The sequence below is a fragment of the Fluctibacter halophilus genome (assembly GCF_020687825.1).
GTDB classification, from domain to species: domain Bacteria; phylum Pseudomonadota; class Gammaproteobacteria; order Enterobacterales; family Alteromonadaceae; genus Fluctibacter; species Fluctibacter halophilus.
Genome location: NZ_JAJEWP010000001.1, coordinates 1,025,790 through 1,043,897, shown reverse-complemented (window position 1 = coordinate 1,043,897; position 18,108 = coordinate 1,025,790). Strand labels below are relative to the sequence as shown.

19 protein-coding genes and 1 riboswitch are annotated in these 18,108 nt (G+C 54.5%); of the genes, 3 read left to right on the top strand and 16 right to left on the bottom strand.

Annotation, left to right across the window (positions count from 1 at the left end; genetic code table 11):
* Positions 1–4 precede the first annotated feature (4 nt).
* Entirely contained in the window at positions 5–790 is a 786-nt protein-coding gene (locus LJ739_RS04825) for a class II glutamine amidotransferase (protein ID WP_229157537.1), read from the bottom strand.
* Between the two features lie 160 nt (positions 791–950).
* On the opposite strand from LJ739_RS04825, the gene fadE reads away from it, so the two are divergent.
* The gene (gene fadE / locus LJ739_RS04820) at positions 951–3,416 is read left to right on the top strand and encodes an acyl-CoA dehydrogenase FadE (RefSeq protein ID WP_229157535.1); all 2,466 of its coding nucleotides are present in this window, start codon (positions 951–953) and stop codon (positions 3,414–3,416) included.
* A gap of 64 nt (positions 3,417–3,480) precedes the next feature.
* Here fadE and LJ739_RS04815 read toward each other — a convergent pair whose 3' ends face one another.
* From LJ739_RS04815 to LJ739_RS04775, 9 genes are all read right to left on the bottom strand, one after another.
* Positions 3,481–3,699, bottom strand: coding sequence for a hypothetical protein (locus tag LJ739_RS04815; protein WP_229157527.1), 219 nt, complete (start codon positions 3,697–3,699; stop codon positions 3,481–3,483).
* Positions 3,700–3,756: 57 nt separating this feature from the next.
* A complete protein-coding gene (locus LJ739_RS04810; RefSeq protein ID WP_229157525.1) occupies positions 3,757–4,167 on the bottom strand; it encodes a hypothetical protein in 411 nt (136 codons plus the stop codon).
* Positions 4,168–4,321: 154 nt separating this feature from the next.
* Positions 4,322–5,494, bottom strand: a complete 1,173-nt coding sequence (gene prpF, locus LJ739_RS04805; RefSeq protein ID WP_229157523.1) for a 2-methylaconitate cis-trans isomerase PrpF — start codon at positions 5,492–5,494, stop codon at positions 4,322–4,324.
* A gap of 12 nt (positions 5,495–5,506) precedes the next feature.
* A complete protein-coding gene (acnD, locus tag LJ739_RS04800; RefSeq protein ID WP_229157520.1) occupies positions 5,507–8,101 on the bottom strand; it encodes a Fe/S-dependent 2-methylisocitrate dehydratase AcnD in 2,595 nt (864 codons plus the stop codon).
* Positions 8,102–8,185: 84 nt separating this feature from the next.
* Complete coding sequence (prpC, locus tag LJ739_RS04795) at positions 8,186–9,310, bottom strand: bifunctional 2-methylcitrate synthase/citrate synthase (RefSeq protein ID WP_229157518.1); 1,125 nt, start codon at positions 9,308–9,310, stop codon at positions 8,186–8,188.
* Between the two features lie 78 nt (positions 9,311–9,388).
* Entirely contained in the window at positions 9,389–10,267 is an 879-nt protein-coding gene (prpB, locus tag LJ739_RS04790; RefSeq protein WP_229157516.1) for a methylisocitrate lyase, read from the bottom strand.
* 21 nt (positions 10,268–10,288) lie between these two features.
* On the bottom strand, positions 10,289–10,915 hold the full coding sequence (locus tag LJ739_RS04785; RefSeq protein ID WP_267494249.1) for a GntR family transcriptional regulator: 627 nt from the start codon (positions 10,913–10,915) through the stop codon (positions 10,289–10,291).
* A 205-nt stretch (positions 10,916–11,120) separates the two neighbouring features.
* On the bottom strand, positions 11,121–12,119 hold the full coding sequence (gene add, locus LJ739_RS04780) for an adenosine deaminase (protein ID WP_229159432.1): 999 nt from the start codon (positions 12,117–12,119) through the stop codon (positions 11,121–11,123).
* 25 nt (positions 12,120–12,144) lie between these two features.
* A complete protein-coding gene (locus tag LJ739_RS04775; protein WP_229157512.1) occupies positions 12,145–12,780 on the bottom strand; it encodes a response regulator transcription factor in 636 nt (211 codons plus the stop codon).
* 165 nt (positions 12,781–12,945) lie between these two features.
* On the opposite strand from LJ739_RS04775, the gene cmoA reads away from it, so the two are divergent.
* Positions 12,946–13,695 (top strand): carboxy-S-adenosyl-L-methionine synthase CmoA, encoded by a 750-nt coding sequence (gene cmoA / locus LJ739_RS04770; RefSeq protein WP_229157510.1) that lies wholly within the window; start codon positions 12,946–12,948, stop codon positions 13,693–13,695.
* Positions 13,688–14,656: a tRNA 5-methoxyuridine(34)/uridine 5-oxyacetic acid(34) synthase CmoB gene (cmoB, locus tag LJ739_RS04765; RefSeq protein WP_229157507.1), complete on the top strand. Its 969-nt coding sequence runs from the start codon at positions 13,688–13,690 to the stop codon at positions 14,654–14,656. Before cmoA ends, cmoB begins: the two co-directional genes overlap by 8 nt.
* On the opposite strand, the gene LJ739_RS04760 is transcribed toward cmoB, so the two are convergent.
* From LJ739_RS04760 to moaA, 6 genes are all read right to left on the bottom strand, one after another.
* Positions 14,653–15,132 carry a molybdenum cofactor biosynthesis protein MoaE gene (locus tag LJ739_RS04760; RefSeq protein WP_229157505.1) on the bottom strand — a complete coding sequence of 160 codons (480 nt, stop codon included), beginning with the start codon at positions 15,130–15,132 and terminating at the stop codon, positions 14,653–14,655. The genes cmoB and LJ739_RS04760 overlap by 4 nt on opposite strands.
* A gap of 6 nt (positions 15,133–15,138) precedes the next feature.
* Positions 15,139–15,384 carry a molybdopterin converting factor subunit 1 gene (gene moaD / locus LJ739_RS04755; RefSeq protein ID WP_229157503.1) on the bottom strand — a complete coding sequence of 82 codons (246 nt, stop codon included), beginning with the start codon at positions 15,382–15,384 and terminating at the stop codon, positions 15,139–15,141.
* Entirely contained in the window at positions 15,377–15,880 is a 504-nt protein-coding gene (gene moaC, locus LJ739_RS04750; RefSeq protein WP_229157501.1) for a cyclic pyranopterin monophosphate synthase MoaC, read from the bottom strand. The genes moaD and moaC overlap by 8 nt, the downstream gene beginning before the upstream one ends.
* Complete coding sequence (moaB, locus tag LJ739_RS04745; protein WP_229157499.1) at positions 15,877–16,398, bottom strand: molybdenum cofactor biosynthesis protein B; 522 nt, start codon at positions 16,396–16,398, stop codon at positions 15,877–15,879. The genes moaC and moaB overlap by 4 nt, the downstream gene beginning before the upstream one ends.
* Positions 16,388–16,957, bottom strand: a complete 570-nt coding sequence (gene mobA, locus LJ739_RS04740; protein ID WP_229157497.1) for a molybdenum cofactor guanylyltransferase — start codon at positions 16,955–16,957, stop codon at positions 16,388–16,390. The genes moaB and mobA overlap by 11 nt, the downstream gene beginning before the upstream one ends.
* A 4-nt stretch (positions 16,958–16,961) precedes the next feature.
* Positions 16,962–17,930 carry a GTP 3',8-cyclase MoaA gene (gene moaA, locus LJ739_RS04735; protein ID WP_229157495.1) on the bottom strand — a complete coding sequence of 323 codons (969 nt, stop codon included), beginning with the start codon at positions 17,928–17,930 and terminating at the stop codon, positions 16,962–16,964.
* Positions 17,922–18,075: riboswitch (molybdenum cofactor riboswitch) on the bottom strand. It overlaps the preceding gene by 9 nt.
* Positions 18,076–18,108 lie beyond the last annotated feature (33 nt).

The window sequence follows — 18,108 nt, the reverse complement described above, 5'->3', positions numbered from 1 at the left end:
ACACCTAAAAACGGCTGCGGGCGACAATTTCACCCTGTTTAAACACCACCCAGTGTCCGGACGGTATCGAATGCCACTGTTCGTCCTGGGTAAGAGGCCGGGTCGCAACCACCGACACGACATCGTTGTCGGTGGTTTCCTGCTCAAAATCAATCACCCAATCAGAATCAATCAGTGTGGCTTTACCAAACGGCGCGCGACGGGTTATCCAATGCAACTGACTGGTGCAGTAGGCAAGCAGATAGACGCCATCACTGAGTAACATGTTATACACCCCCAGCGCTCTTAAATGCTGACACTCCCGGGCCATGTAACGAAACGCGGTTAACATGTTGGCAGGCCGTTTAGGATAGCGCTGAGCGAGCCGCTGTAGCAACCAGCAAAACGCCCACTCACTGTCGGTGGCCCCAATCGGTTGGAAGCCCTGTTCCAGCGGTAATGCCTGACGAAAACCGGACAACTGACCATTGTGGGCAAAGGTGAGGTTGCGCCGCCACCACGGACGTATAAAGGGATGGGTGTTTTCCAGCCTGACACCGCCACGATTCGCCTGACGGATGTGGGCAATGACGGCAGTAGATTTCATCGGGTAGCGGCGTACCAAATGGGCAATTTCTGAATCACAGCTGGGCAGCGGATCTTTAAAGCTACGGCACCCCTTGCCTTCGTAAAACGTGATCCCCCAGCCGTCCCGATGTGGCCCCGTTCGGCCTCCCCGCTCGAGTAGCCCGGCAAAACTGAAACAAATATCGGTCGGCACATTGGCCGACATACCCAATAACTCACACATTTCGCCGCTTACCTCTCCCCAGTGAACTGGCAATTACTGCATTTCGTACCATGCTTATAGAGATATTCGATCGTCAGTCAGAAATCCACTTGATCTTTGTCGGACGAACGCATATGTTTTTGCGACACATTCTGGTCAGACCTCCATGGAGGCGTTTTTTATGCAAATTTTCATATGGTTACTCACCATCCTCGGTGCCGTCGGTGCCGTCAGTTACTTCCGCCTGCACTTGCTCAATGCAAGTATCGTAGTCGGCGGAGCCCTGGTCGTAGGGACGGTGTTGGGCTACGTTGGTGGCCTTACGTGGCTGCTGTTTCTGTTAATCGCAGTGCCCTTAAACCTGACAGATTTCCGTCAACAGTTTATCAGCGCTCCGCTGTTAAAAATCTACCGGAAAATCATGCCAGAGATGTCCCGTACTGAACAGGAAGCCATCGATGCCGGTACTGTCTGGTGGGACGGCGAAATTTTCAGTGGTGATCCTGATTGGCAAACCCTGCACCGTATTCCGCAGGCGCGCCTGAGCGCCGAAGAACAAGCCTTTCTCGATGGCCCGGTGGAAGAGGCGTGCCGAATGGCCGACGAGTGGGACATTCATCACAAGCGTGTCGACTTATCTGAAGAATTATGGCAATTCCTCAAAGACAATAAGTTCTTCGCCATGATCATCAAGAAAAAGTACGGTGGTCTGGAGTTTTCTGCTTACGCCCAATCCCGGGTGTTGCAAAAGCTGTCCGGTTGCAATGCGGTACTGGGCACCACGGTTGGTGTCCCCAACTCCTTGGGCCCGGGCGAACTGTTGCAGCATTACGGCACCGAAGAGCAGCAAGACCATTACCTGCCTCGTTTGGCCAAGGGTGAAGAAATTCCCTGTTTTGCGTTAACCAGCCCAGAAGCCGGTTCCGATGCGGGAGCAATCCCCGACAGCGGTATCGTGTGTAAAGGGAAGTGGGAAGGCAAAGACGTGTTGGGGATGAAGCTAACCTTCGACAAGCGCTACATCACCCTCGCGCCGGTGGCCACGGTGATTGGCCTGGCCTTCAAACTGTACGATCCGGACGGATTGCTGGGGGATCAGAAAGAGCTGGGTATTACCTGCGCCCTGATCCCGCGGGACACCGAAGGTCTGGACATAGGTCGCCGCCATTTTCCGTTGAATGTGCCGTTTCAAAACGGTCCCATCCGCGGCAAAGACATCTTTGTGCCACTGGATTTCATCATTGGTGGTGCCAAAATGGCCGGACAAGGCTGGCGGATGCTGGTTGAATGCCTGTCAGTGGGACGCTGCATTACCCTGCCCTCAACATCAGCCGGCGGTGCCAAGTCTGTCGCCCTGGCAACAGGTGCCTATGCGCGCATTCGCCGTCAGTTCCGTTTGCCGGTGGGCAAGATGGAAGGTATCGAACAAATGCTCGGCCGCATCGGCGGCAATGCTTATCTGATGGACGCCGTGACATCACTGTCCACCAAAGGGGTGGATTTGGGTGAAAAACCGTCGGTGATCAGCGCCATTTGTAAATACCACCTGACCGAGAAGATGCGCCAGTGCGTCAATGACGCCATGGACGTGCATGGTGGTAAAGGGATCATGCTGGGGCCGAACAACCATCTGGGTCGGGGCTATCAGGGCGCTCCGATCGCGATCACCGTGGAAGGGGCGAATATTCTGACCCGCAACATGATGATTTACGGTCAGGGTGCGATTCGCTGTCACCCGTACGTGTTAAAAGAAATGTACGCTGCGGCCAATGAAGATCACAGTGAAGGCCTGCGCGAGTTCGATGAGGCGTTGTTTGGCCACATCGGCTTTGCGGTCAGTAACTTCTTCCGCTCCGCCTGGTTCTCGTTAACCGGTGCCCGTTTAGCCGACGCACCGTTTTCAGACGAAACCGCCCGCTACTACCGGGCCATGCAGCGCTACTCCAGTAACCTTGCTTTGCTGTCTGACGTTGCAATGGGTGTTCTGGGCGGCGAACTGAAGCGTAAAGAACGCTTGTCTGCCCGCCTCGGGGATATTCTCAGCTACCTGTATCTGGGCAGCGCGGTGTTGAAACGCTTCGATGATCAGGGTCGTCTTGGCGAAGATGCGCCACTGATGCACTGGGCCATGCAGGATTGTATGTTCCACCTTGAAGAGGCCATCGACGAACTGCTGTGCAACTTCCCGTCGAAACCGCTGGGTTGGTTGATGCGTGCAGTCGTGATGCCTTTCGGTCGACAGTTTACCCGTCCGTCCGATGAATTGGATCACCAAATCGCCACCATGCTGCAGACCCCGTGCGAAGCCCGCACCCGTCTTGGTCAGGGTCAATACCTGGGCCGTGATGAAGGTAACCCTATGGGAGAACTGGAGCAGATCCTCGACGACATTCTTGCCAGTGAGCCGTTGTACGAGAAAATCTGTGCCGCGGCAAAAGAACGCTTCCCCTTTACCCAACTGGACGCTTTGGCTGACAAAGGGCTGGAAATGGGCGTGATCAACGAGCAGGAAGCCGATTTGATGAAGCGGGCTGAAGCCGGCCGTCTGAAAACCATCAACGTCGACGACTTCGACCACGAGGAGTTGATTGCGGGTCAGGCTGCGGCCAAACCGAAACGCAAATCGCGCTCCACCAAAGCAGCGTAGTCGCCACGATACAACACAAAAAGCCCCGCGATTGCGGGGCTTTTTTTATGTCTTCTTGCAGTGATTAATTCAGTTTCTTATGCCGGTAAACAGCCACCAACGCACCAATGGTCATGCCCAGACTGCAGCCAATCGCTACCCCTAAGCCCAGCGCCACACCATAATTATCCGTGTAGGCACCAACGGCCAGTCCGGCGCTGACACCAAACGCCATTCCCAGACTGATCCCCAGCACCAGGGGGATTGCCATGGCCTGGTTCGTTGATGATCCCTGTTTGCTCATAACGGTCGCCGGTAAATTTGCATGTGACTGCTAAACTAGCAAAGTCAGCCTCAGATGTCATACTTTGCTGACATTGGCTTCAAACCCTTCGTGGGTAAGCCACAAAGCACCTTGATAGGCATTGTCAAATACAGCGCGCTGAAACTGGCCTTTTCGTTCCACCACCATCCGGTCGAGGAATTCTCGCTTCATTGTGGACGGCGGATAAACCTGTGCGGCTCTTACCAGTCCGTGTTCCAGACACCAATCAACCAATGCCTGGATCACCGCAAAAACCTCGGCGCTGCACAATTCCCAATCCTGCAAATACACCATGTGCGCCCAGGGTTTATCCACCTGCTGCGCCAAGGTCTTGAATTCGCCTGCAAACTGTTCCGCCGTTTCCTTGTTCCAGGTACCCGACAATTCTGCATACACCACGTTGCCATGACACCAGAGGCGAAATGATCCGTGTTGCTCAAACACCATCGTCTTTCCTGTCTCCATACCCATTGATAGCGTAGTTCTTATAACCTAGTACAGTCTGAGTCTGGTGTCCGGTCTTTTTAGCCATCGAATCGCCAACGAACAATAAAAAAAGCCCCATCACTGACGGGGCTTTATATCACTCAACACCAACATACTAGCTAGTCAAATCGGCTGGCACATGCACCGAGCCAGACATCAGCGTACGTGCACTGCGACTCATAATGGCCTCGGTAACCTGCCACTGACCATCCCTGCTCTGGGCTTTTGCCCCCACGGTTAAGGTTCCCGACGGATGTCCAAAGCTGATCTGTTGCTTACCGGCATTGCCCATTACGTCGGTCAATAACGTACCGTCAATGGCCGCCGCTGTGCCAATGGCCACCGCAGCAGTGCCCATCATGGCATGGTGCAACTTGCCCATCGACAGGGCCCGAACCAACAAATCAATGTCTTCCCCGTAGACGGTTTTTCCACTTGAAGACACATAATCCGTTGGCGGGGCAACAATGGCGATTTTGGGTGTGTGCTGGCGGGATGCCGCTTCACTGATGTCCCTGATCAGGCCCATCTTCACCGCACCATGGGCGCGAATGTTTTCAAAACGGGTCAGCAGCTCAGTGTTACCGTTGATATCATCCTGCAACTCAGTGCCTGTCAGCCCCAAGGCTTCGGCGTGCAGAAAAATGGTCGGTATCCCGGCATTGATCATCGTTACCCGCAGCGCGCCTTCACCAGGGACGTCAAGATCCTCCTGTAAACTACCGGTAGGAAACAAGGCCCCTTCCCCGTCAGCGGGATCCATGAAACTCAGACTGATTTCGGCAGCCGGGAAGGTCACACCGTCCAACTCAAAATCACCCAGTTCCTGCACCTCGCCATCCACCATCGGCACCCTGGCGAGGATAGTCTTAGCGATATTCTTCTGCCAGATCCGAACCTCCGCTATGCCATTGTCCGGCACCCGGCTTTTGTCAACCAGCCCTTTGGTTATCGCGAACGCGCCGACCGCACAGGTCAAATTTCCGCAATTACCGCTCCAGTCGACAAACGCCTTGTCGATGGATACCTGCCCAAAAAGATAATCCACGTCATGATCCGGCTGGGTACTTTTGTCCAGGATCACAGTTTTACTGGTACTGGATGTCGCACCGCCCATGCCATCGATTTGTTTGGCATACGGATCGGGGCTACCGATGATGCGCAGCAATAATGCATCACGGGAAGGTCCGGGCTGTTGTGCACGTTCAGGCAACTCGCTGCGCAGCAAAAACACCCCTTTGCTGGTACCACCACGCATGTAGGTCGCCGGCACTTTCACTTGTTTCATGCCCAATACCTCCTATGCCTGTCCTTCCGCTTCCAGGAAATCCTGAGCGAAGCGTTGCAATACACCGCCAGCGCTGTATACAGACACTTCTTCGGCAGTATCGAGACGGCATTTCACCGAGACGGTGTCAGTGTCGCCATTGGCACGGTGTATCGCCAGGCTTAGCGTGGCGCCTGGACTGATATCACCACTCACATCATAGGTTTCGGTACCGTCAATGTTTAACGTCAGGCGCGTTGTGCCCGGTTCGAACTCCAACGGTAACACGCCCATGCCAATAAGGTTGGTACGGTGAATACGTTCAAAGCCTTCAGCGACGATCACCTCAACACCGGCCAGACGAACCCCTTTGGCAGCCCAGTCACGGGAAGAACCCTGCCCATAGTCAGCACCCGCAACGATGATCAGCGGTTGTTTACGCTGCATGTAGGTTTCAATCGCTTCCCACATGCGCATGACCTTACCTTCGGGCTCCAGTCGGGCCAAAGAGCCCTGCACTACCTCGCCGTTTTCCCTGACCATCTCATTGAGCAGTTTGGGGTTAGCGAAGGTCGCCCGTTGGGCGGTCAGGTGATCGCCACGGTGGGTCGCATACGAGTTAAAATCTTCTTCCGGCAGTCCCATCTTGGCCAGGTACTCGCCCGCCGCACTGTCTGGTAAAATGGCATTGGACGGTGACAGGTGATCGGTGGTGATGTTATCCCCCAACACCGCCAGAGGCCGCAACCCTTTAAGGGTACGCTCAGCAGCCAACGCCCCTTCCCAGTAGGGAGGACGACGAATATACGTGCTTTGTGGTCGCCAGTCGTACAATGGATTGATGTGCTCGCCGTATTCGACGTTCAGATCAAACATTGGCTCGTACACTTTGCGGAAGTGCTCCGGCTTCACGCTTTTGGCAATCACAGCATCGATTTCTTCATCACTGGGCCAGATATCCTTGAGGGTCACTGGTTGACCGTCTTCATCGTGCCCCAGCACGTCTTTTTCAATGTCGAAACGCACGGTACCGGCAATCGCATAGGCCACCACCAGCGGCGGTGATGCCAGGAACGCTTGTTTCGCATAAGGATGAATACGGCCGTCAAAGTTTCGGTTCCCCGACAGCACTGCGGTGGCGTACAAATCCCGGTCGATAATTTCCTGCTGGATCTTCGGATCCAACGCGCCGCTCATGCCGTTACAGGTTGTACAGGCAAACGCCACAACCCCGAAACCCAGTTGCTCTAACTCACTGAGCAAATTGGCCTCTTCAAGGTACAATTTTACCGCTTTTGAGCCGGGCGCCAGCGAAGACTTCACCCACGGCTTGCGCAACAACCCTTTGGCATTGGCGTTGCGTGCCAGCAGACCAGCAGCAATCACGTTGCGCGGGTTACTGGTATTGGTACAACTGGTGATTGCCGCAATGATCACTGCGCCATCTGGCATACCCACATGCTCGTCTTTGATATCCCCGGCAATGCCCTGGGCACGCAGATCCGTGGTCGCTACGCGGCGATGAGGGTTCGACGGGCCAGCAATGTTGCGCACCACCGACGACAGATCGAAGTTCAGTACACGCTCGTACTCGGCGTTGACCAGATCATCCGCCCACAGTCCGGTTTGTTTGGCATACTGTTCAACCAGCTTGACCTGCTCATCTTCACGACCGGTCAGGGTCAGGTAATCGAGGGTTTGCTGATCAATGTAGAACATCGCTGCGGTGGCGCCGTATTCTGGTGTCATGTTGGAGATCGTAGCCCGATCGCCCAGGGTCAGATTGGCCGCCCCCTGACCGAAGAATTCCAGGTACGCGCCAACCACCCGTTCCTTACGCAGGAACTCGGTGATGGCCAGCACGATGTCGGTCGCGGTAATGCCAGGCTGTGGCTTGCCGGTCAGTTCAACGCCGACAATGTCGGGTAAACGCATGTATGAGGCCCGTCCCAACATCACGTTTTCGGCTTCGAGTCCACCTACACCGATGGCAATCACGCCAAGGGCATCCACATGGGGCGTATGGCTATCGGTACCGACCAGGGTATCCGGGAACGCCACACCGTCGCGCACCTGTACCACCGGTGACATCTTTTCGAGATTGATCTGGTGCATGATGCCGTTTCCGGGCGGGATCACATCAACGTTCTTAAATGCGGTTTTGGTCCAGTTGATGAAGTGGAAACGGTCTTCGTTGCGGCGTTCCTCAATGGCACGGTTCTTTTCAAACGCATCGGGCTCAAAGCCGGCATGTTCGACAGCCAGGGAGTGGTCAACGATCAACTGGGTGGGCACCACAGGATTGACTTTGGCCGGGTCGCCACCTTTCTCGGCAATGGCATCGCGTAACCCCGCCAGATCGACCAGCGCAGTCTGGCCCAGAATATCGTGACAAACCACACGAGCGGGATACCACGGAAAATCCAGATCCCGTTTGCGGCCAATTAGTTGGTCAAGTGCTGCATCCAATTGCGCCGGATCGCAGCGTCGTACAAGGTTTTCAGCCAGCACTCGGGAGGTATAGGGCAACTTGGCATAAGCGTCAGGGGACAGCCTGTCTACCGCCTCGCGGGCATCAAAATACATCAGGCTGGAATCGGGCAGGCGTTTTTTAAATTCACTGTTCATAGCTAGCTCCAAACAATGAGGCCGGTGCCTGCTGTGTAACGCACAGCAGTACCGGCCATCGAATTCAATGTCGTTGGGTGGGGATCACGCGCGTTCGGCAATCGGCGGAACGGGGCGTAACTCTTCGCCGGTGTACTCGGCCGATGGACGAATAATGCGGTTGTCGGCGCGCTGTTCCATCACGTGCGCTGCCCAACCAGTCAGGCGAGACATCACGAAAATCGGCGTGAACAATGGGGTTGGAATGCCCATGAAATTGTAGGCAGACGCATGGAAAAAGTCGGCATTACAGAACAGTTTTTTCTCACGCCACATGACTTCTTCGCAGCGCACAGACACCGGATACAACACGGTATCGCCAACATCTTGTGCCAGCTTTTCAGACCACCCCTTGATGATCTCATTGCGCGGATCAGATTCAGAATAAATCGCATGACCGAAGCCCATGATTTTTTCTTTACGTTCCAACATGCCCATCATTTCCTGTTCGGCATGTTCAGGCGATGTGAAGTTCTCGATCATCGCCATGGCAGCTTCGTTGGCGCCACCGTGCAGCGGACCACGCAACGATCCAATGGCACCGGTGATACAGGAGTGCATATCTGACAAGGTCGAAGCACACACCCGCGCGGTAAATGTAGACGCATTAAACTCATGCTCCGCATACAGGATCAGCGAAACGTGCATGACTTTCTCGTGCAGTTCACGGGGCGCTTTACCATGCAACATCTGCAGGAAGTGGCCACCGATAGAATCATTGTCGGTTTCCACGTCGATACGCACACCGTCATGGCTGAAGCGATACCAGTAGCAGATCATACTTGGCATGGTGGCCAGTAAACGATCCGTCACGTCTTGCTGCTGGGCGAAATCCGTTTCCGTTTCCAGGTTGCCCAACATTGAACAACCGGTACGCAGCACATCCATCGGGTGAGCACTGGCCGGAATACGTTCCAACACGTCTTTGAGTGCCTGGGGAAGACCGCGCATCGACTTTAAACGAGCCTTGTAGTCTTGCAGTTCTGCCCCATTGGGCAATTTGCCCTTGAGGATCAGGTAAGCGACTTCTTCAAACTCACAGTGCTCTGCCAGCTCTTTGACGTCATAGCCACGGTAGGTCAGTCCTGAACCGGATTTACCCACGGTGGATAATGCCGTCTTACCAGCAACCTGTCCGCGCAAGCCTGCGCCACTTAACACCTTTGCCATGTGATATCTCCTGTTATTCGTTTATGTATCGGGTACAGTAAAGTGTCTGGCAGGACGCCTTTAGCGCCCTGCCCGGTATTATTTGTTTTTGCCTTCAGCGAACAGTGCATCAAGCTTCTGTTCATACTCGTGATAACCAAGATAATCGTACAGTTCCATGCGGGTTTGCATGCTGTCGACAACGGCTTTCTGATCCCCATCCTTTAGGATGGTCTGGTATACGCGCTCTGCGGCTTTGTTCATCGCTCTGAAGGCGCTCAATGGGTACAACACCATGTCAACCCCCCACTCGGCCAGCTCACGAGCATTCCACAGTTCGGTTTTACCGAATTCGGTGATGTTGGCCAGGATCGGAACGTCCAGTGCTTCACTGAAGGCACGGTAATGGGCTTCGGTTTGCACCGCTTCGGCAAAAATGCCGTCGGCACCGGCAGCCACATAGGCTTTGGCGCGTTCAATAGCCGCTTCCAGACCTTCCTGAGCGAAGCTGTCCGTACGTGCCATGATGAAGAAGTCCGGATCCGTGCGGGCATCGACGGCCGCCTTGATGCGGTCAACCATTTCCTCTGTTGAGACAATCTCTTTGTTAGGACGGTGTCCACAGCGTTTCTGTGCAACCTGATCTTCCATATGCACCGCAGCCGCACCGGCTTTTTCCATGTCCCGAATGGTCTTGGCGATGTTGAATGCACCACCCCAACCGGTATCAATATCCACCATCAACGGTAAATCGCAGGCACTGGTAATACGTTGCACGTCGACCAATACATCATTCAACGACGTCATACCCAAATCGGGCAAGCCATACGATGCGTTGGCAACACCACCGCCGGACAGATAAATGGCTTTATGGCCGATGTGTTTTGCCATCATGGCAGAATAGGCATTGATGGTACCTACGATTTGCAACGGCTGATTGTCACGTAGCGCGTCGCGGAAGGCTTTTCCTGCACTCATGGGAAGTTGTCCTCTGCTGTGTCAGGCGTCAGTTGACGCCGAATCTAAATGAAATTTACGTTGAATATTGTTTTTGGAATACAGTATATGGCGGCGCATCAGCATTTCCGCTAACTCACCGTCCCGATGGGCAATGGCTTGGACAATGTGTCGGTGTTCGTCGAAAGCGGTACTGACCCGAGGGCCAGCCATGCCATATTGCACCCGGTACATGCGTACCAAATGATAAATACCGTCAGTCAACACCGAGATCAGTTGCGCGTTCTTACTGCCCTGAATAATGCGGTAATGAAAGTCCACATCACCGGCTTCCTGATAGTAAGAGTCGTTACCCCGTATGCTCGAACGGTGTTGTTCCAGCAAGCCCTGTAAATCGGCGATTTCGTCATCCGACATACGGCTGGCAGCCAATCGCGCCGCCATGCCTTCGAGGGCTTCCCGGACCTGATACAATTCCAACAGCCCGGTTTCCGACAGGGCCACTACCCGTGCGCCGACGTTGGCACGGCGCTCCACCAGCAGGCAGCGCTCCAGTCGATTGATCGCTTCACGCACTACCGCGCGACTGACCCCATAGGTTGTCGACAATTCGGTCTCACTGAGCTTACTGGCGGCGGGGATCACACCTTCGACGATGTCGCGACGCATCGCAAAGAAGGTTTTGTCGGCATTGGTTACGGGAAGTTCGGACTGTGCTAGCACACTGTACACCAACGGGGTTACGCTAAAAGTGTCGACAATATAGTGCCGTTTCAGGATTTGATCAAGCAAACGACGCAATATTGTCGACAATACTTTAGTCGTAGGTGTACGACACGGGTGCCAGAGGGGCACCCTTAGTGCTATTCCCCGGTTAGCGCGCCTTCGCCATCAACAGGGCTTGCTTTTCCGCCGCTGACAGGAACGCCGCTGTGACACCGTTGCGCTGCACACGGTGCAATGTTTCTCGGCTTAACCCCAACACCTCATGGGCAACCTGGTATTCGCCGGCCAGGGTAATGTTGGATACCGCAGGGTCGTCGGTATTGAGGGTTACGCATAACCCATTTTCAATAAATTTTGCCATAGGATGGTTGGTCAGGTCTGACACTGTCGCGGTTTGATAATTGGACGTCGGGCAGGACTCAATCGCGATGTCATTTTTTGCCATATATGCCATCAATGCAGGATCACTTGCTGCAGCAACACCATGACCAATTCGCTGTGCTCCCAACAATTCGATGGCATTCCAGACACTCTGGGGACCGTCGGCTTCACCGGCGTGAACCGTAACCTGCCAGCCCGCGTCCCTGGCCTTGCTGAAGTGTTCAACAAATTGTGGTGCGGGGTAGCCCAGTTCATCACCGGCCAAATCCAGCGCACAAATGTGCTCACGGTGTACGAGCAATGCATCGAGTTCAGCCATACAGGTGGCAGCACCAAAGGTGCGGCTGAGGATACCAATCAGGTTGGCCTTAACCCCGGTTTCGCGACTGCCGGTGTTAACACCATCGATGACGGCTTCGACCAATGCGGCCATGGGCAAATCAAACGCTTTGGCCATGTAATAGGGCGAAAACCGTAACTCGACGTAGTCCAACTGACTGTCCCGTGCATCCAGCATGTTGTCATAGGCCACCTGTCGACAGGCGTCCAAATCGGCAAGCACCGAGACCCCTACATCAAGTTTGGCCAGAAACGCCAGCAAATCACTGGTCTTATCCTGGATTTGGGTAATGGCGTACACTTCTTCAAGGCTGGTTGCGCCGATATCGATCCCGTGCTGTTGGGCCAGCGACCAAATACGAGGGGCCAGAATATTGCCATCCAGATGGCGGTGTAAATCCACCAGCGGTAGGGTTGGGTCAATCAATGACGACATGGGACTCCTATTGTCGTTACAGTTCGTGTTGCAGTTTTTCGACCAGCAATACCGCCTGTGTGCGCGTATTCACGTCGAGCTTCTTAAAAATGGCGCTGATATGCGCTTTCACCGTTGCTTCTGTGACAAATAATTCACCGGCGATCTGCTTGTTGAGCAAACCGGCCTGCAACAGTTTCAGGACTTTGAATTGTTTGGGCGTTAGCTGAGCGACTTTTTCAGCAATGCTGCGTTGCTCTGCACCAACGTCCTGAATGTCATCAGCACGTTCCGGCGGTAGCCATTGTTCACCGCTCATCACCAGGCGGACTGCTTCAGCGATGGTCGCCGTCGGTGTCGATTTGGGCACAAAGCCACAGGCCCCCAGGCCCATAACGTACGAAATCACCTCATTCGACTCACTGGCAGACACAACAATGATCGGGATCGCTGGGTGCTCCTGATGAACCCTGATAACGCCGTAATAGTTTTCACACCCGGGCATGTTCAGATCCAGCAGTATGACGTCAATGCTGTCATTATCCAGCGCAGCCAGCGTTGTCGCCAGCGAGTCGGACTCGACAAATGACGCGGGCTCAAAGTGTGGCGTCAGTGCACCAATCAAGGCTTCGCGGAATAGAGGATGGTCATCAGCAATCAGAAATCTGGCCATGGCGGCTTCCTTTCAATGTCACTCCGTGCTTACAGACTAGTATGAATATGTCAGGTATTGAAGTGTTTTCATGCGGTTAACAACAATTCTCGTCGCGCTGGTGGATTTGCGCGCCCGAGTCTGCGCGGGTAGAATTGCGCCACCAGAATCAAGACACCATTGTATATGCATCAACCCACCGACGCCCTCTACGCACACCCGCACCCGGAAGTGGAAGACTTTCGTTTCGATCAGCGCGTGGCGGAAGTGTTTCCCGACATGATCCAACGCTCGATACCCGGTTATACCACCATTATCGACGGGATCGGACAACTGGCCGCACGTTTCTCCCAACCTGACAGCGCACTGTATGATTTGGGCTGTTCCCTGGGAGGCGCGAGCCTGTCGATGGGTCGTTACGTTTCGACAGACGGATGCCGCATCATTGGCATTGATAACTCGCAACCGATGGTCGAACGCTGTCGTTTGCATGTGGAAGCTTTTAAAACGCCAACCCCGGTCACCGTTGTGTGTCAGGACATCCTCGATGTGGACTTTGAGCCAGCCAGTGTCATTGTGATGAACTTTACCCTGCAGTTCGTTGAACCAGAGGTACGCCAGGATCTGTTGCAGCGCCTCTACGATGCGCTGTTACCCGGAGGTTTGCTGATCCTGTCTGAAAAGGTTAATCATCCCCATCCCTGTACCAATGATGCCTGGGTGGATCTGCACCATGAATTTAAACGTCGCAACGGCTACAGCGAACTGGAAATCAGCCAGAAACGCACAGCACTGGAAAATGTCATGCGTCTGGACAGCCTGCAGACCCACCTCGACCGCCTCACCCGGCTCGGCTTTGAACAGCCAAGCGTATGGTTCCAGTGCTACAATTTTCTGTCGATGATGGCAATCAAGGGGGAGTCAGGCGATGAATGAATGGTTTCAGGGCCTTTACCGTTCGCTGACATCATCACCGCTGCAACATTGGCTTGAAACATTGCCTGCTGCTATCAGTCAGTGGCAACGAGAGCAACTGCACGGCGAGTTTTCCAAATGGGTCAAGCTGATTGACAAGTTGCCCGCCACAGAGCCGACATCGATCCAACTCGATCCCGAGGTGCGCTTTGGCAGTGCTGACGATATCGATGACTACACCCAACGTCAGATCAAGGGGTTGTTGATGCAGTTCCAGCCCTGGCGCAAAGGGCCGTTTTTTATTCACGATGTGCACATCGACACAGAATGGCGTTCCGACTGGAAATGGGATCGGGTAGCTCCCCATATCAGCCCCCTCACCCAGCGGCGTGTGCTTGATGTAGGCTGTGGCAGCGGCTATCACATGTGGCGTATGCTGGCACAGGATCCCAGCCTGGTGGTCGGCGCCGATCCGTCCCAATTGTTTCTGATCCAATTTCAGGCCATCAAACGCTTCAATCCCGATCCCCGCATCCATCTGGTGCCATTGGGTATCGAGCAGTTACCGGAATTACGGGGTTTTGACACGGTGTTTTCGATGGGCGTGCTGTACCATCGCCGAAGTCCGATCGACTTTCTGCATCAGTTGAAAGCCCAATTGCGCCCGGGGGGAGAACTGGTGCTGGAAACCCTGGTGGTCGAGGGTGATGAGCAGACAGTGTTCATGCCTGGCGAGCGGTATGCACAGATGCGGAATGTGTGGTATCTGCCCAGTACCGCCGCATTAACGGTATGGATGGCGCGGGTCGGCTTTAAAAACATCCGCGTGGTGGATGTGGATCAGACCTCGGTGCAGGAACAACGCAGTACCGAGTGGATGACCGGACAATCACTGCAAGATTTCCTCGATCCGACGGATCCTAACAAAACCATCGAGGGCTATCCCGCCCCCTTGCGCGCGGTGTTGATCGCTAACACCTAGTCGCCGTTGCCAGAAGGTGCGCTCCAGCGTGCTGCCTGGCTGCGATCACTGTCTTTTTGCGCCGTCCAGTGCCACTGACCATTACTGCGCTCTTTCTTCCACAATGGCACGCAGGTCTTTAGCTGATCCATGATAAATTGAGCTGCATCGAACGCCGCTGCGCGATGGGCACTGGCAATGCCGACAAACACTATCACATCACCGGATTGCATCTCACCCACGCGGTGACACACCACCACATGTTCGACTGCCCAGCGGTCCTTGGCCTGCTCAGCCAGCGCTGCCATGGCCCGTTCGGTCATACCGGGATAGTGCTCCAGGCTCAGGGCGTCGACATTGGACAAGGTAGAAAAGTCACGCACCAGGCCGGTGAAGGTCACCAATGCCCCACATTTTCCCAGACTCGCCGTTTGCAGCGCTGCCGAGAGTTGCTGTATGTCCAATACCTGCGTTGATACTGACACTGAAATTGTCACGCTGGCCTAGCCTCCGGTTACCGGTGGGAAAAAGGCCACCTCGTCGTTAGGACCAATGCGGGTATCTTCATGGGCAATGGTTTGGTTAACCGCAACCAGTGCCCGTTGTGCAGACAGGTATTCTGACCAGAGTTCGCCGCGCGCCTGTAATGTGCGACGTAACGCTGCGACGTCATTGATCGGTTCGTCGATTTCCAGTTGGCCGGTGCCCAACACGTCTTTCAATTGAGCGAAAAACAGTACTTTAATCATCTGCCACTCCGTTGTCCGAGACATCAAAATCCTGTTTGCCCCCCTGCTTCTTAACCACTTTGATGTCGTCGATGCGCATGTGCTTGTCGACCGCTTTGCACATGTCGTACACGGTCAGCGCGGCAACGGAGACCGCCGTCAGGGCTTCCATTTCGACACCGGTCTGGCCCGACAGCTTGCAGCGGGCGCGGATAGCCAGACAATGCTGTTCTGGCTGCAAAGTAAAATCCACATCCACTTTGCTCAACATTAACGGATGACACAAAGGAATGAGATCGGCACAGCGTTTGGCCGCCTGTATGCCGGCAATGCGAGCCACAGCCAGCACGTCGCCTTTGGCATGCTGCCCCTGTTGCAACAGGTCAAAGGTTGCCTGCGCCATGAAAACGCGGGCTTGCGCTACGGCTTCCCGCACGGTGACGGCTTTGTCGGATACGTCGACCATGTTGGCCTCACCCTGCTCATTGAGGTGAGTAAAAGGGCTGTGTTGCGTCATGCCCCATCCCCCGAGCTGAAGTGGTCAACAAAATTACACGGACGATGCCGACTGTCCAGTTGGCTGTGAAGGATCCCCTGCCAGGCGGTTTTGCACGCGCCGGTTGAGCCCGGCAGACAGAATATACCGGTATGGTTGGCAATCCCCGCTATCGCACGGGATTGTACCGTAGAGGTACCGATTTCCTGGTAGGAAATCGCCCGAAACAGTTCACCAAATCCGTCAACGGTCTTGTCAAACAACACCGCCAGCGCTTCAGGGGTTGAATCGCGGTCGGTAAATCCTGTGCCACCGGTCACCAGGATAACCTGAATGGCCGGATCGGCTATCCAGTCAGACACGATCGCGCGCATCTGATATTTATCATCAACACACAACTGCCGTTTCGCCAATCGGTGCCCGTCATCTTGCAATGTGTCGACCAGGTATTGTCCCGACGTATCGGTTTCAAGGGTTCGGGTATCAGAAACCGTCAATACCGCGATATTGAGTGGTTTCATCGATGTGTCAGCCGACATGGTGTTCCTCCTGTAAATAGGGCTTCCATTGTTTTAGTGCCTGCGGGGTGTTGATATTGACCAGTTCTGTGTCATCACCCTGAAAAGCAACTTGGCGCGCTGACAGAGAACTCAGCCACGCCTTGAGAGAATGATTTATCAGGTTGTCAGGTCTCTGCTCATGCAGCCCTGACGCGGGTGTTAGTGGTAGGTACAGCGGCATCGGATGGTGGCTGAAATGACACGGTTCGCCCGATTGCACCCCATACCCTATCAGGTGCTTAAGGCTTGATACACTCAGCATGGGCATATCAACCGGCACAATGCACAAACCATCGACATGCCCTGCCCGGGCCTGAATACAGCTGGTGATTGCACAAACTGGGCCGCCGTGAGGATACTGGTCCGGGATCCCCTCTGAGCCGGAATGACCACTGAACCAGACCTGTTGCACACCCGCCTCGCGTAAACGCACTGCACTCCACTGCCGCCAGGACATCGCGCCAAACGCTAATGTACTTTTGTTCTGTCCCATCCGTGAGGATTTGCCCCCACACAATACAATGCCATCAACTAACATGGTGTCAGCCACCGATCATGGCCAGGTGTCGGGTAGCCCCGGTCTTGCCCTCATCCAGCCAGTGTTTGGCGCCTTTATCCTGCAATAAGCGTCGCAGCGCATGGCGTAACTCAGTGGTATCGTCCTGTTGCAGGTAATCGCGCAGAGACAATCCCTGCTCGGCAAACAAGCACAGGTGCAGATCGCCGGTAGCCGATACCCGTAAACGATTACAGGTAGTGCAGAAATCTTTACTGTAAGGCAGGATAAAGCCCATTTGTCCCGCGTACTCGGGATGGCTCAGCTCAATCGCCGGGCCCGCATCCAGCGTACGGTCCTGACGTGTCCATCCCCGCGACAGCAAATCCAATAACAACGGCTCACCTGAGGTATGGTACTGATTGAAAAAACGCCCATGATCGCCGGTTTCCATCAGTTCAATCAGGCGTAATGTTACCGGCGTCTGCTTGAGCCACCCTAACCAGTCCGTCATGCCCTGTTCGGTAACCCCGCGCATCAGTACGGCGTTCACTTTAATCTTGAAGCCCATGGCCAGTGCCTGCTCGATGGCTTGCAGGATCTGGTGTAACTGATCATGACCGGTGATGCGGTGAAAGACCCGCGCATCTAGGCTATCGATACTGATATTGATTTGATCCACCCCTGCATCGCGCCACATCGGCAGATGCCTGGCCAATCGATGACCGTTGGTGGTAATGGCCAGCTTTTCAATACCGTCGATCGCGCGGCAACGGGACAGGATCGCGCCGAGATCTTTACGCAGCGAGGGTTCTCCACCGGTGATACGAAGTTTACGGGTGCCTTCTGCAGCAAAGCCTCTGACCAACCGTTCGATTTCAGGCACGCTTAAAAAGCCCGAGGGGCCATCGCCTTCGTAGCCATCCGGCAAGCAATAATCACAGCGGAAATTACATACGTCCGTGACAGACAGGCGCAGATAATGGAAACGCCTGCCATAGGGGTCTTGTAGCATGATTAATCACCTTTCCAAATGTGTACTGCCTAACAGTACCGGGAGGCTGGTCGATTTCTCTTCCAACCCTGGAGCGCCAGGGCACTCGGCCTGCCCACCGTATTGATAACAACGTAGGTACACAGGCTCGGAGATTGTCTGTTTGACCGGGCAAAAGGCCCGATCATTTCATTTATGT

Coding starts and splice junctions, on each gene's coding strand:
- LJ739_RS04815 (WP_229157527.1), bottom strand. CDS start 3,699: ATGAGCAAACAGGGATCATCAACGAACCAGGCCATGGCAATCCCCCTG.
- LJ739_RS04785 (WP_267494249.1), bottom strand. CDS start 10,915: ATGCGTCGCGACATCGTCGAAGGTGTGATCCCCGCCGCCAGTAAGCTC.
- prpC (WP_229157518.1), bottom strand. CDS start 9,310: ATGGCAAAGGTGTTAAGTGGCGCAGGCTTGCGCGGACAGGTTGCTGGT.
- moaD (WP_229157503.1), bottom strand. CDS start 15,384: ATGATTAAAGTACTGTTTTTCGCTCAATTGAAAGACGTGTTGGGCACC.
- prpB (WP_229157516.1), bottom strand. CDS start 10,267: ATGAGTGCAGGAAAAGCCTTCCGCGACGCGCTACGTGACAATCAGCCG.
- LJ739_RS04810 (WP_229157525.1), bottom strand. CDS start 4,167: ATGGTGTTTGAGCAACACGGATCATTTCGCCTCTGGTGTCATGGCAAC.
- fadE (WP_229157535.1), top strand. CDS start 951: ATGCAAATTTTCATATGGTTACTCACCATCCTCGGTGCCGTCGGTGCC.
- LJ739_RS04775 (WP_229157512.1), bottom strand. CDS start 12,780: ATGGCCAGATTTCTGATTGCTGATGACCATCCTCTATTCCGCGAAGCC.
- moaA (WP_229157495.1), bottom strand. CDS start 17,930: ATGCTACAAGACCCCTATGGCAGGCGTTTCCATTATCTGCGCCTGTCT.
- moaB (WP_229157499.1), bottom strand. CDS start 16,398: ATGTCGGCTGACACATCGATGAAACCACTCAATATCGCGGTATTGACG.
- prpF (WP_229157523.1), bottom strand. CDS start 5,494: ATGAAACAAGTGAAAGTGCCGGCGACCTACATGCGTGGTGGTACCAGC.
- acnD (WP_229157520.1), bottom strand. CDS start 8,101: ATGAACAGTGAATTTAAAAAACGCCTGCCCGATTCCAGCCTGATGTAT.
- LJ739_RS04825 (WP_229157537.1), bottom strand. CDS start 790: ATGTGTGAGTTATTGGGTATGTCGGCCAATGTGCCGACCGATATTTGT.
- mobA (WP_229157497.1), bottom strand. CDS start 16,957: ATGTTAGTTGATGGCATTGTATTGTGTGGGGGCAAATCCTCACGGATG.
- cmoA (WP_229157510.1), top strand. CDS start 12,946: ATGCATCAACCCACCGACGCCCTCTACGCACACCCGCACCCGGAAGTG.
- cmoB (WP_229157507.1), top strand. CDS start 13,688: ATGAATGAATGGTTTCAGGGCCTTTACCGTTCGCTGACATCATCACCG.
- moaC (WP_229157501.1), bottom strand. CDS start 15,880: ATGACGCAACACAGCCCTTTTACTCACCTCAATGAGCAGGGTGAGGCC.